This window comes from Bacillus sp. JJ1503, assembly GCF_036965125.1.
GTDB lineage: Bacteria > Bacillota > Bacilli > Bacillales > Cytobacillaceae > Cytobacillus.
This window is the reverse complement of the sequence record NZ_JBALOZ010000314.1, coordinates 1-12,845: the sequence shown is the minus strand read 5'-3', so window position 1 is coordinate 12,845 and position 12,845 is coordinate 1. Positions and strand designations below refer to the sequence as shown.

12 protein-coding genes and 1 pseudogene are annotated in these 12,845 nt (G+C 38.9%); 12 read left to right on the top strand and 1 reads right to left on the bottom strand.

The features are described 5' to 3' along the window. Window positions 1-200: 200 nt before the first annotated feature. Complete coding sequence (locus tag V7149_RS21220) at window positions 201-1,034, top strand: SGNH/GDSL hydrolase family protein (RefSeq protein WP_335347581.1); 834 nt, start codon at window positions 201-203, stop codon at window positions 1,032-1,034. A gap of 2 nt (window positions 1,035-1,036) precedes the next feature. Further along, the gene (locus tag V7149_RS21215) at window positions 1,037-1,618 is read left to right on the top strand and encodes a YpmS family protein (RefSeq protein ID WP_335347580.1); all 582 of its coding nucleotides are present in this window, start codon (window positions 1,037-1,039) and stop codon (window positions 1,616-1,618) included. A gap of 57 nt (window positions 1,619-1,675) precedes the next feature. Here the strand turns inward: V7149_RS21215 and V7149_RS21210 are convergent, their stop codons facing one another. Further along, entirely contained in the window at window positions 1,676-2,440 is a 765-nt protein-coding gene (locus V7149_RS21210) for a DUF4397 domain-containing protein (RefSeq protein ID WP_335347579.1), read from the bottom strand. Window positions 2,441-2,772: 332 nt separating this feature from the next. Between V7149_RS21210 and rsgA the strand changes: the two are divergent. The 10 genes and pseudogenes from rsgA to V7149_RS21160 all read left to right on the top strand — a co-directional run bounded on the left by rsgA (window position 2,773) and on the right by V7149_RS21160 (window position 12,788). After that, window positions 2,773-3,838: pseudogene (gene rsgA, locus V7149_RS21205) on the top strand (ribosome small subunit-dependent GTPase A). 170 nt (window positions 3,839-4,008) lie between these two features. After that, window positions 4,009-4,230 (top strand): YjcZ family sporulation protein, encoded by a 222-nt coding sequence (locus V7149_RS21200; protein WP_335347578.1) that lies wholly within the window; start codon window positions 4,009-4,011, stop codon window positions 4,228-4,230. 186 nt (window positions 4,231-4,416) lie between these two features. After that, on the top strand, window positions 4,417-5,778 hold the full coding sequence (locus tag V7149_RS21195) for an aspartate aminotransferase family protein (RefSeq protein ID WP_335347577.1): 1,362 nt from the start codon (window positions 4,417-4,419) through the stop codon (window positions 5,776-5,778). Then, window positions 5,771-6,463 carry a CoA transferase subunit A gene (locus V7149_RS21190; RefSeq protein ID WP_335347576.1) on the top strand — a complete coding sequence of 231 codons (693 nt, stop codon included), beginning with the start codon at window positions 5,771-5,773 and terminating at the stop codon, window positions 6,461-6,463. Before V7149_RS21195 ends, V7149_RS21190 begins: the two co-directional genes overlap by 8 nt. Further along, on the top strand, window positions 6,448-7,110 hold the full coding sequence (locus tag V7149_RS21185) for a 3-oxoacid CoA-transferase subunit B (RefSeq protein WP_335347575.1): 663 nt from the start codon (window positions 6,448-6,450) through the stop codon (window positions 7,108-7,110). The genes V7149_RS21190 and V7149_RS21185 overlap by 16 nt, the downstream gene beginning before the upstream one ends. A gap of 42 nt (window positions 7,111-7,152) precedes the next feature. Next, window positions 7,153-8,421 (top strand): peptidase, encoded by a 1,269-nt coding sequence (locus V7149_RS21180; protein WP_335347574.1) that lies wholly within the window; start codon window positions 7,153-7,155, stop codon window positions 8,419-8,421. Window positions 8,422-8,479: 58 nt separating this feature from the next. Beyond that, window positions 8,480-9,337 (top strand): putative beta-lysine N-acetyltransferase, encoded by an 858-nt coding sequence (ablB, locus tag V7149_RS21175; RefSeq protein WP_335347573.1) that lies wholly within the window; start codon window positions 8,480-8,482, stop codon window positions 9,335-9,337. A gap of 101 nt (window positions 9,338-9,438) precedes the next feature. Then, window positions 9,439-10,860 carry a sigma-54 interaction domain-containing protein gene (locus tag V7149_RS21170; protein WP_335347572.1) on the top strand — a complete coding sequence of 474 codons (1,422 nt, stop codon included), beginning with the start codon at window positions 9,439-9,441 and terminating at the stop codon, window positions 10,858-10,860. A 204-nt stretch (window positions 10,861-11,064) separates the two neighbouring features. Further along, a complete protein-coding gene (ablA, locus tag V7149_RS21165; protein ID WP_335347571.1) occupies window positions 11,065-12,489 on the top strand; it encodes a lysine 2,3-aminomutase in 1,425 nt (474 codons plus the stop codon). 14 nt (window positions 12,490-12,503) lie between these two features. Beyond that, entirely contained in the window at window positions 12,504-12,788 is a 285-nt protein-coding gene (locus V7149_RS21160) for a YokU family protein (RefSeq protein WP_335347570.1), read from the top strand. Window positions 12,789-12,845 lie beyond the last annotated feature (57 nt).

Here is a 12,845-nt window from a genome sequence, read left to right as displayed (position 1 = left end):
AAGATCATGAAATTATATTCCGGCCTTGAAGACATCCCTTTTGAAGAAATTATTAATGACATTAAGACTTTACAATAGACCTTTCATAGGTCTATTTTTTTTGTCATGAATATAGATGAACGTGTTATAATAATCAATACGGTAAATAGACGTACCCCCACCTGAAGGATGTCTACGATTTTAAAAAGGCGGGTGAATACATGAGATTCATATTCCCCATGTTCATTATGAGCATACTAATTCTTGCTTCATGCAATATTCAATCCTCTTCGGAAATTGGTAAACTAAATCAAGCAAAACAAACCGTCCTGACGGCAAAAAATATGCCGGCTGAGGATTTTATTCCCCATGACATCACAATTGTTTCTGCTGGAGACTCACTAACTGAAGGTGTAGGGGACAGTACAAATAGAGGTGGCTATATTCCATACTTAAAAGAAAAATTAGAGGAAGATAAGGGAATAAGTGATGCTCATTTTTATAATTTTGGTGTCAAAGGCAATCGTTCAGATCAGCTCTTAAAAAGACTAGATTCAAATAAGATAAAGACTGCAATTGGAGAAGCAGATATCGTCATTGTAACAATAGGCGGAAATGATATGATGAAGGTCGTCCATGAAAACTTTTCAAGTTTAAATTTGAAGGCCTTTCAAAAACAAAATCAACTATTTAAAGATAATTTGGTTGATACGCTCTTCAAGATTCGAAAGGAAAACCCTAGTAGCCTTGTTGTTTTGGTTGGATTATATAATCCGTTCTTTACTTGGTTTGCTAATATTAATGAAATTAATGAGATTGTTGATGAATGGAATACTGAGAGTAAAGAAATCCTTGAAAAATATCCAAATACGTTTTTTGTAGAAATTGATGATCTTTTTCAAAAAAATGCGGAGGATTTACTCTTTACAGATTATTTCCATCCAAATGATAAAGGCTATGAACTTATTGCTGGCCGTGTTTATGATAAGTTGAAAGAAGAAGCTTTAACTAAGCTATCAGAAAGATTTTACACAGTGGGGAATGGAGAGAATTGAAATTGAAGGAACAAAAATGGAAAAAACTCTTTTTCCTTTTATTAGTGATTAACATAATGGTCATCGCAGTGTTATTGGTGGTTGTCAATTCTCCTGTTGAAGATGATCATTATTCACCACAAGACATTGATTTAAATGCACATGTGCCATTTAGAATTCAAACAGATAAGGCTGACTTAAATCAAGTAATCAACCATTATCTTGATAAGGAAGGATTAACGGGGCCAATTGATTACCAAATTTTCTTAGATAATGAAGTTGAGTTGTATGGGTCTGTTCCAGTATTTAGTCAAGAAATACAAATGAAGCTTACATTTGAACCGATTGCTTTAGATAATGGGGATATTCTTCTACAGCAGAAGTCAATATCAGTCGGTCAGCTTCAATTGCCAGTATCTTATGTTTTAAAGTTTGTAAAGGAGAAATATAAAGTGCCCAATTGGGTTACCATACAGCCAAACGAGGAAAGAATCTATGTTTCATTACAAACAATGAAATTGAAAAGCGATATTCATGTAAAGGTTGATGAATTCGATTTGAAAAATGATGATATTCGTTTCACGCTGCTCGTACCGATCAAGTAATAATAATCGATCAAAAAGTATAATGCAAAGGCAGGTCTACCTTTGCATTATGCTTTTTTAATTTTTAACGATGACAACTTCAAGTCCGGGTTCGCTCGTAATGGAACCAACGATAAGGATGGAATATGCCTTGTTGGGCTTTAATTGTAGTTGTGGAATTGGCAGGGCAATATTAGAGGACCCAGCAATTCTTGCTTCGAGGTCCACTGTCGCAGGAGTCAGTCTAATATAGCTTGTATGTTTACGGAAGGATATATTAGAAAAGATAACATCCCTATCCTTAACAGCGATATCTAAGGCAGGTGCATCCGGAGAAAGATGAATGAATCTAATCTTTGTTTCACCTCTAGGCACACGTGGGTCGTCCTCTAGGGCAAGCCACTTCAGATTCTTTACATGCCCAGAAGGAATTAAGGTATAATGTTTTCCTTGCTCAATCGTTACTTTTCGGCTAAGGACGGTCGAAACCATATTGCCTGTTGGATAAATATCAATTTGATGTTTGCCTGCAGGCAAAGAAAGGTAATTACTTACTTCTTTATGGGAGAAATCCTTTAATATCCGAATGCCATCAATATAGATATCTACATTAGGGGCATCAATGGAAGCATGGATGAAACGCACTCTTCCTAGAACGTTTCTATCTTGTTGGTTGGGCAATGTATGAGTACGCATCATTTGAGCTGCCATATTCATATAGTGCAAATGCTTTTGATAATAAGCAATGTGGTTGGAAGGATTTATATATTTATAATAATTTGCAAGTAGGTCATAATAACTAGCCTTTTGTAAAAAATCATGATAATTTTGATTTCGAGACATACCCCTCGCTCCTATCTAGATGTGTATACGTCTATAACTTATGCGAAAGGGCATAGGTTGGTGTCATCTCCTTGTTATTTAACAATCATTTAGGCATAACCAATTTTGGATGTAAAAACACTTTACAAATGGTTAGAAGTTCCATATAATAAAATTAATTAGATGAAAGGCGGGTGAAGTGCAATGACAAAATTATTAATTGTAAGCAATCTCATTGTTTCTAATATTTGCACAGCCCAATCTAATTCTGTTTAATGTGATAGGAATGTTCTTTTTCTATGCTTATTAAACCATGGGCTGTGGTGCCTATGGTTTTTTTATATTTTATTTGCATGGAGGAAGAAAACTTGAATTTAAATTTAATTGGTTTTAATGATTTTTTTGAAAAGGAATTTGAAGCATACAAAATAGAGGGCTATTCAGTAGGACGCGTTTCACTTGAACNNTTGGACGGAGAAAGGCGAATTATTGTGTGAAGTGGCTGGAAAGTTTGCTTATATGGCAGCCTCTAGAGAAGATTACCCTGCAGTTGGAGATTGGGTCGTTTTGAAAGCTCGTCATGATGAAGGTCGTGGCACCATTCATAAGGTGCTGCCAAGAAAAAGTAAATTTTCAAGAAAAGCAGCCGGTGAAAATACAGAAGAGCAAATTGTCGCTACGAATGTGGATACAATCTTTCTTGTAAATTCTTTAAATGATGATTTAAATTTACGCAGAATCGAAAGATATTTGCTTTTATCATGGGAAAGCGGTGCAAATCCAGTTATTGTTTTAACGAAAGCTGATTTATGTGATGATGTTGAAGGAAAGTTTTCTGAAGTAGAAGGTATTGCAATGGGTGTACCGATTGTTTCGGTTAGTGTGCTGGAGGAAAAAGGAATTGAAGGTCTACAGCCTTATCTTCTCCCAGGAAAATCTATTGCACTGCTCGGCTCATCAGGTGTTGGAAAATCAACCTTAACGAATTATCTGTTAGGTGATGAAAAGCAAAAGGTACAGGATATTCGTGAAGATGATGATAAAGGACGGCATACGACAACCCACCGAGAGTTAGTTCTGCTGCCAGGTGGAACAGTGTTAATCGATACCCCGGGAATGAGGGAGCTTCAGCTTTGGGAAAGTGCTGATGGATTGTTGGAAAGCTTTACAGATATTGAAGAGATAGCAGAGCAATGTAAGTATCGAGACTGCAGCCATACTCGAGAGCCTGGATGTGCTGTTGCACTTGCTATTAATAATGGGTTGCTCGATAGCAATCGTCTTGCGAGCTATAAAAAGCTGCAACGGGAATTGGCTTATTTAGAAAGAAAACAAGATCAGCGGGCACAGCTGGAAGAGAAGAAACGCTGGAAAAGCATAAACATAAGCATGAAAAATTCAAAAAAGAAAATGTATTAATGGTTAGATAATGAGATCTCAGTTTATGAGGTCTCTTTTGCATATTTGAGGCAATTCTTTTATTCTTATGTGTAACTTTGAAAAAATAGGCAAATACCCGTACAGGTCAAGCTCCCAATTCATAAGGTAATATGGAAAAATGCCTTAAAAAAGATGAGGAGTGAAGGAATATGTATTATGGAAGTGGCTTTGGTGCAGATCCTTGCTATCCTGGAGCCGGATATCCAGTAGCTGGTGCTTATGAAACTGGTTATCCTGGTTATGGATATCCAGTAGGGGGTGCCTTTGCTGGACCAGTAGGCGGATGTGGCTTTGGTGGAGGCTTTGCCTTAATTGTTGTGTTGTTTATTCTATTAATCATCATCGGTGCCAGCTGTTTTAGTTTTTGTTAAGACATCTAATATATTCAAGACTGTCTTCGGATTCGGAGCGGTCTTTTTTTATTTTACCTCCCTGTTTCTATCTGCCTATTTTATTTTCGTTTTCTCCATGAAAGATTCAAACATTCTTCTCATATAATCTAGTATTGTCCTAAAGGTAAGAAATTGCTTTCTCAAGTTGATGAAGGGGGAGGGCTTATGATTAAGTCCAATTTAATTAAGCCAGTGCTGGAGAATATATATCCAGTCATTGATTATGGCAAAGGAATATACTTATACGATCAAGATGGGAAGGAATATTTGGATGCATCATCTGGAGCCATTACAGCAAATATCGGTCATGGGGTAAAGGAAATAATTGATGCCATGCATGAGCAGGCTAAGCGGGTTTCATTTGTCTATCGGTCACAGTTTACAAGTGATGCTGCCGAAAAACTTGCACGAAAAATTGCCGAACAAACGATTGGTGACTTAAACTGGTGTTTCTTTGTAAATAGCGGTTCAGAGGCAACGGAGACAGCAATGAAAATTGCTATTCAATATTGGCAAGAAAAGGGAATCCACACAAAGACAAAGGTATTATCAAGATGGATGAGCTATCACGGGATTACTTTAGGAGCCTTATCCATGTCGGGGCATACAGGCAGAAGGGCAAGATTTATTCCGCTTCTTGAAGATTTTCCAGTTATTCATCCTCCCTATTGTTATCGCTGTCCATATAATCGAGAGGCGCCAGATTGCGGGTATGTTTGTGCACATGAGCTTGATACAGTGATAAAACGTATAGGCGCCGAACATATTGCAGCCTTTATTGCTGAACCGATCATTGGAGCTTCTGGTGCTGCTATTACCCCTCCAAAAGGCTATTATCAGGTCATTAAAGAAATTTGTGATAGAAACGGGATTCTTTTTATTGCGGATGAAGTGATGACCGGCTTTGGCAGAACGGGTGCTATGTTAGCCTGTGAGCATTGGGGCATCGAGCCAGATATTGTTGCATTAGGAAAAGGAATGGGTGCCGGGTATGCCCCAATTGCAGCTGCGTTAGTAAGCGAACGGGTGATGGAGCCCATCCTCTCTGGTTCAAAAATCGTCATGAGCGGACATACTTTAAGTGCAAACCCCCAGTCATGTGCAGTTTCCCTAGCTGTTCTTGAATACTTAGATAAAAACGAAATTATTAAAGAGGTTGATCAAAAGGGTAATTACTTAATAGAAAAACTTGCTAAATTACAAGAAAAGTTCCCGTTTATTGGAGATATTCGTGGAAAAGGGCTTATGATCGGGTTGGAATTTGTCCAAAATCTAGAAGATAAAACGCCTTTCCCGCGATCCCTTCTATTTACGCAAAAATTAATCCAGCTTGCGCAAATTTGTGGGTTGATTATCTATCCGGCAGGTGCAGGCATTGATGGAATGAATGGGGATGCCGTTTTAATTGCACCTCCTCTTACGATTACTTTCCAAGAAATAGATGAATTACTAAAGCGTTTACAAATCACTTTTGAATCGTTTGCTGAACAATATTTATCAACTGAGGAGGGGGCAAGTAATGGATAATTCCTTCAAAAAAATAATTTCGATCGAAGCAGCATTAGAGTATTTCACTGATGGAATGACCATCTTGTTTGGCGGATTCGGAGGAATAGGCTCTCCTCCAACGATTATCGATGGGATTCTAGAGAAGGGAATAAGAAATCTTACATTGATTGGGAATGATACTGGATTTCCTCATATTGGGATAGGTAAAATTGTTAGCCAAGGGAGAGCTCGGAAAATTATTGCTTCTCATATTGGATCAAATCCAGTTGCTGGACAATTAATGACAGAAGGAAAACTAGAGGTTGAATTTTCTCCACAAGGAATTCTTGCAGAGAGAATAAGAGCTGGTGGAGTGGGATTAGGTGGAATTTTATCAGATATTGGGATGGATAATGAAATGGTATCCAGCAATAAGCAGAAAATCATTCTCGGCAATAAACAATATCTAGTCGAAACAGCATTAACCGGTGATGTATCCATAGTATTTGCAAAGAAAGCCGACTCGTTCGGAAATCTCATCTACGATAAAAGTGCACGTAATACAAATCCCCTTGTCGCAATGGCAGGAGACATAACCATTGCCGAGGTGGAGGAAATTGTCCCTGTTGGAAGCCTAGATCCAGATGAAGTGGTAACACCAGGAGTTTTTGTTGATTATATTGTTCCTTCAAAAGGAGTGAATTGGAAATGGGCATGGGAATAGATATTCGCAATAGAATTGCTAAGCGCGCAGCAGAGGAGATTAAAGATGGAATGGTCGTGAATCTAGGTATTGGCATTCCATCCCTTGTCCCTAATTATTTGCCTGAACAAATGAACGTTATTTTTCATGCGGAAAATGGCATCACTGGTATGGGGCCAAGCCCAATAAAAGGGGAGGAGGATGAGAATCTTTGTAATGCTGGCGGGTTTCCAGTGACCGTTATCGAAGGTGCATCCTATTGTGATAGTGCTATTTCCTTTGGCATGATCAGACGAGGAAGAGTGGATATGACCATCTTAGGATCACTAGAAGTAAGCGAAAAAGGCGATTTAGCCAATTGGATCGTTCCTGGTAAGAAGGTTCCTGGAATGGGCGGGGCAATGGAACTCGCCCAAAAGGCCAAAAAAGTGATTGTTGTAATGAGTCATACGGATAAGCATGGAAAAGCGAAAATAGTGAAGAAATGCTCCCTTCCATTAACCTCTTCAAGCTGTGTTAACATCATTATTACAGAGATGGCTGCCTTTCAAGTGACGGCAGAGGGGTTAGTGTTAACCGAAATATTCTCACCATATACAATTAATGAAATAAAAGCAAAAACTGGCTGTGAATTTCAAATAAGCGATCACCTTAGATTCATAGATTAACAAAAACAAGCAGAATTTGGTAGCATAGAGAGGAGCGGTGGGATGCAAGGAGGAATAAAGGAATGGCTGAACAGGAATCGAAAAAAAGGGATATATCTTCTTCAAAGACTTGTCCAGGAAGGCAGCATTCGCGGAAATGAAAGCAGAGCTCAGGCGATCATCATTGAAAAGTGCAGAGAGCTCGGTCTTCTAGTTGATATTTGGGAAATAGGCGATGAACAGGTAATGAATCACCCTAAATTCTGTTCTGATCGAAAGGATTTTACAGGAAATCCAAACGTGATTGGGGTCCTTAAAGGATCTGGCGGAGGAAGGTCACTCATATTAAATGGACATATCGATGTAGTTCCAGAGGGGGACCGGAATGATTGGATTCATGACCCTTTTAGTGGCCACATCGAAAATGGAAAATTATATGGCAGGGGATCGACTGATATGAAGGGGGGCTCTGTGGCACTGCTTCTCGCTATAGAGGCCATAATCAATCTTGAGATACAGCTTAAAGGGGATGTAATTTTTCAAAGTGTAATTGAAGAAGAAAGCGGCGGGGCTGGAACTCTGGCAGCTGTGTTAAGAGGGTACCAGGCTGATGGCGCCATTATCCCTGAGCCGACAAATATGAAGCTGTTTCCAAAACAGCAAGGATCCATGTGGTTTCGCATCACAGTAAAAGGACGTTCAGCTCATGGTGGAACTAGATATGAAGGAGTAAGTGCGATAGAGAAAATGGTGCTTGTCATTCAAAAATTACAAGAATTGGAGAAAAGAAGAAATGAGAAAATATTAGACCCCCTTTATCAGCATATTCCTATCCCTATTCCTATTAATATTGGAAAAATTCACAGCGGAGAATGGCCATCCTCTGTCCCTGATATTGCGATCATTGAAGGAAGAATGGGTGTTGCCCCTCATGAACAAATGGAGGATGCTGAGAAGGAGCTGGCAGATGCCTTAGAGGAATTGGTTAAGAAAGATCAGTGGCTAAATGAAAATCGGCCGAAAGTTGAGTGGTTTGGCGGCAGATGGCTGCCAGGAAATTTAGATGAAAATCATCCTCTAATGGAAACAATTTCGGCAGCATTTGAACAAGTAAAAACGACAATGCCGATTATTGAGGCATCTCCATGGGGAACAGATGGCGGAATCCTTTCGGTTGTAGGTAACACGCCTGTCGTTGTATTTGGTCCAGGGGTCACCGCGGCTGCCCATGATGTAAATGAGTATATTTCCATTGACGATATGTTTGAAGCTGCGGAAATCATTGCCTTATCGATCATTAATTGGTGTGGGGTTTACGAGGAAATGGCATAAAAAATTATTTATAAAGGGGCCGGGGGTGGGGCCCCTTTTTAGAAATGAGGAATGTATTATGGAATCAATTGCTGAAGTGCAATTGATTAAAAAAGAGAATTATACGATGAAGGTGTATGTTGATTTGTTTAATAAACGAATTCGTGTAGACGATTTATATGGAGATATTTCACAAGGAATGGCAAAAGCTGAAGAAATGGCAAAAGAGCTGCAAGTGGAAAAATTGATTCTGAAAGGAAGAAGAGAACAATTCCCCTTGCTGATTATGTACGGTTATTCGTGTGAAGCGATGATTGACCGCTATTTTCTGGGCTCTGATATGTTTTTTTTCTGCAAATATTATACAACCGAGAGAAGGACAAGCGTTCACTGGCTAAAAGAAGATTCCATAACAGAAAACGTCATGAAGCTTGAACAATACTTAAAATCAGTGAAACCACCACAGGAATATATTCTTAAGAAGCTCAGCTCAGATGATGCAGAAACTCTTGCAGCCCTTTATCAAGAAGTATTTCAAATTTATCCAACACCGCTTAATGATCCAAATTATATTATTGAAACGATGAAAGAAGGAACAATCTATTATGGCTTCCTGTTCAATGGCAAGATTGTAAGTGCTGCCTCGGCTGAAGTGAATGACTTTTACAAAAATGCAGAATTAACCGATTGTGCGACATTGCCTCAACATCGAAAGCATGGTCTCATGAAAATTTTATTAGAAAAGCTTGAAATAGAATTGAAAGCAAATGGGGTGTACTGTGCCTATTCGATTGCCAGGGCTTTATCATTCGGAATGAATGCAGCACTTCATCAGCTTGGCTACTGCTATAGGGGCAGGCTTACAAATAATTGCTATATTTTCGACAAGCTTGAGGATATGAATGTATGGGTAAAGGACCTTTCTCTAAATAGATGAATTTCATATGATTCTCGGGTGTTGTAAATTGTAAATGCCAGATTTTCGGCATCAAAATGACTAATTTTAGGCACATGCTCATATATATTAGCGGGGAGGGGATGAGAATCACTGAAATACATGTGAAATCAAGAGAGGTTCTCTCTGCAATTTTGAATGGAATAGATGAGGGAATTCATGTAGTAGATATAGACGGGAAGACCATTTATTATAATGAAATTGCCGCGAAGCATGATGGAATGAATGTAGATGAAGTATTAGGAAAGCCGCTGTTAACAGCATTTCCTTCATTAACTGAGCAAACAAGTACACTATTAAAAGTAATCAAAACAAATAAGCCCATTTATAATCAATCACAGTCATATGTTAATGCACATGGCCACCAAATCGATACGATAAATACAACATTGCCTATTAGAGTAAATGGGAAAACGGTTGGTGCAGTTGAAATTGCAAAAGATTATTCCAGACTAAAGCTCCTTTCTGAGAGCTTAATTGATTTACAGAAAAAGATGAAGTCTGCTGCGAAGAGTAAAAGAAAATCTTCTAGCAGCACGCAATACACACTAGACAATCTAATAACTGTGAGTCATGAGCTTATTGAAGTTAAACATGAGGCTAAGAAGCTGGCAAAATCAGACTCTCCCATCATGGTATTTGGTGAAAGCGGTTGTGGGAAGGAGCTATTTGTACAAGGAATTCACCATGCATCTTTAAGAGCCAATGGGCCATTTATTGCTCAGAACTGTGCGGCCATTCCGGAATCATTGCTGGAAAGCATATTATTCGGTACTTCTAAAGGCAGTTATACAGGTGCTGTTGACCGTTCTGGTTTGTTTGAGCTTGCAGATGGAGGCACGCTTTTTTTAGATGAAATTCATACAATGCCTATTGAACTCCAAGCAAAGCTTCTCCGTGTTTTGGAAGATGGGCATGTGAGAAGGGTTGGAAGTACAGCGAGTACCTTTGTTGATGTTCGAATTATTGCAGCGATGAATATTCATCCTCAAAAGGCTATGGAGAGTCAGCAAATAAGGGATGATCTTTTCTATCGATTAAATGTTTTAACCTTCAGGTTGCCTCCATTAAGGGAAAGGAAAGAAGATATCATATATCTGCTCGACCACTTTGTTTCATTCTTTAATAAGGTATTAAAGAAAACAGTTAAAGGTGCGGACAATCAAGTTCTTGAACGATTCCTTGCCTATAAATGGCCGGGGAATGTTAGGGAATTTAAGCATGCCATTGAATACATGATGAATGTATGTGAAGGAGATTTGCTAACCACGGATGACCTCCCTGTGATGATGAAGCAACACTTCCGCACGTTGAAAATAGACGAAAAAAATCACAGCTTATCCTTAAGAGATAATTTGCAGAAGCTTGAAGAAAAGCTTATTATGGATGCTCTTAAGAAATCAGATGGGAATGTTAAACAGGCTGCAAAGCTCTTGGAAATTCCCAGACAGACCCTACAATACAAGATGATAAAGCTCGAAATAAACAAGGTTCACCAGCTTTAACCATATCCTCAATGAATGCCGGATTATCGGCATTTTTTTCTTGGCCTCTTTGCTGAAAAATGCCCTCTCAAAAAAAATCCATAGCTCTAAGCTTTAATAATACAGGACCTATTAAGCCAATTAGGCATAAATTGTATAAGGATTTAATAATTTGGCACAGTACTTGCATGTTTTGTTAATAAGAAATTTTTGAGGAGGAGTACGATGAAATCATTTTTATATAAGCCTGGTCGCCATTGGAAGGATATTGAGCTTTGGAAGGATGTAACTGAAGAGCAATGGAACGATTGGTTATGGCAATTAACAAATACTGTTCGTACGGTTGATGATTTAAAGAAAGTTATTAATCTAACCCCTGCTGAAGAAGAAGGAGTGAGAATTTCAACTAAGACTATTCCCTTGAATATTACTCCTTACTATGCTTCATTAATGAATCCAGATGATCCCCGCTGCCCGATTCGGATGCAATCAGTACCCATTTCACAGGAAATTTACAAGACGAAATATGACCTGGAGGATCCGCTCCATGAAGATGAAGACTCCCCAGTTCCCGGACTAACGCATCGTTATCCAGACCGTGTTCTCTTCCTTGTGACCAATCAATGCTCCATGTATTGCCGCTATTGTACGAGACGCCGTTTTTCCGGACAGATTGGAATGGGTGTTCCTAAAAAACAGCTGGATGAAGCGATAGACTATATTAGAAATACCCCACAGGTTAGAGATGTTCTCATTTCTGGCGGTGATGGGCTTTTGATTAATGATAATATATTGGAATATATTTTAAGAAACCTGCGCGAAATTGATCATGTTGAAATTATTCGAATTGGAACAAGAGCGCCTGTCGTGTTTCCGCAAAGAATTACCGAAAACCTCTGCAATATTTTGAAAAAATACCACCCAATCTGGCTAAATACTCATTTCAATACATCGATTGAAATAACAGAAGAATCGAAAAGAGCCTGTGAGATGCTGGCAAATGCTGGTGTACCAGTTGGAAATCAATCTGTGATACTAGCTGGAATAAATGACAGTGTACCAATTATGAAGAGACTTATGCACGACCTCGTAAAAATTAGGGTCCGTCCATATTATATTTACCAATGTGATTTGTCTGAGGGAATCGGACATTTCCGTGCACCGGTTTCAAAGGGGCTTGAGATTATTGAAGGTCTACGAGGGCACACATCAGGTTATGCCGTTCCAACCTTTGTCGTTGATGCTCCCGGAGGCGGTGGGAAGATAGCTCTGCAGCCAAATTATTTAATATCACAAAGTGCAGATAAAATAGTTCTCCGAAATTTTGAGGGTGTTATTACGACTTATCCAGAACCAGAGAACTATATTCCAGGTCGCGCGGAAGGATACTTTAAGGAAGTGTATCCAGATATGGAAGAGAAGCGATCAAAGGTTGGTATTGCAGCATTAATGAATGATCAGAAATTTAACCTTGTCCCTGAAGGCTTAGTACGACTTGAGCGCCGGGAAAAATATGAGCATGATCCTTCACACTTATCATTAAAGGATAAAAGAGAAAAGCGGGATCAGCTAAAAGAGAAGAAGTTCATGGCACAGCAAGTGAAGCAAAAACCTGTTGATTCAGAAATAAAAGCTATTGCCAGCGAATAAGAGGGGGGAATTTAGTGAAGGATACTTGTGCCTGGTGTGATAGTGAAAAGATTAATACCGGAAACGGGGATGTTTATTGGGAGCTGCCCGATGGTTCAAGAGCGATAAAAATTAGTGAGGTCCCAACCGTCTTTTGTCACGATTGTCAGATGGAATACCAAACAGATCAGCTAGTTAAAGAAATTGATGACCAATTGTTTCTTATCAATACGAGAGAGATCGGCCAAGAAACAACTTTTACAAATTTAATGGCGCAGCCTAGATTATTGAAAAGAAATTATTTTGATTTTTCAACGTAATTTGTGATTTATCGCAGATTAACGGGCTGTAAGATCCCCACTTCAAGAAGTTAAGTA

Coding starts and splice junctions, on each gene's coding strand:
- V7149_RS21220 (WP_335347581.1), top strand. CDS start 201: ATGAGATTCATATTCCCCATGTTCATTATGAGCATACTAATTCTTGCT.
- V7149_RS21210 (WP_335347579.1), bottom strand. CDS start 2,440: ATGTCTCGAAATCAAAATTATCATGATTTTTTACAAAAGGCTAGTTAT.
- V7149_RS21200 (WP_335347578.1), top strand. CDS start 4,009: ATGTATTATGGAAGTGGCTTTGGTGCAGATCCTTGCTATCCTGGAGCC.
- V7149_RS21195 (WP_335347577.1), top strand. CDS start 4,417: ATGATTAAGTCCAATTTAATTAAGCCAGTGCTGGAGAATATATATCCA.
- V7149_RS21190 (WP_335347576.1), top strand. CDS start 5,771: ATGGATAATTCCTTCAAAAAAATAATTTCGATCGAAGCAGCATTAGAG.
- V7149_RS21185 (WP_335347575.1), top strand. CDS start 6,448: ATGGGCATGGGAATAGATATTCGCAATAGAATTGCTAAGCGCGCAGCA.
- V7149_RS21180 (WP_335347574.1), top strand. CDS start 7,153: ATGCAAGGAGGAATAAAGGAATGGCTGAACAGGAATCGAAAAAAAGGG.
- ablB (WP_335347573.1), top strand. CDS start 8,480: ATGGAATCAATTGCTGAAGTGCAATTGATTAAAAAAGAGAATTATACG.
- V7149_RS21170 (WP_335347572.1), top strand. CDS start 9,439: ATGAGAATCACTGAAATACATGTGAAATCAAGAGAGGTTCTCTCTGCA.
- ablA (WP_335347571.1), top strand. CDS start 11,065: ATGAAATCATTTTTATATAAGCCTGGTCGCCATTGGAAGGATATTGAG.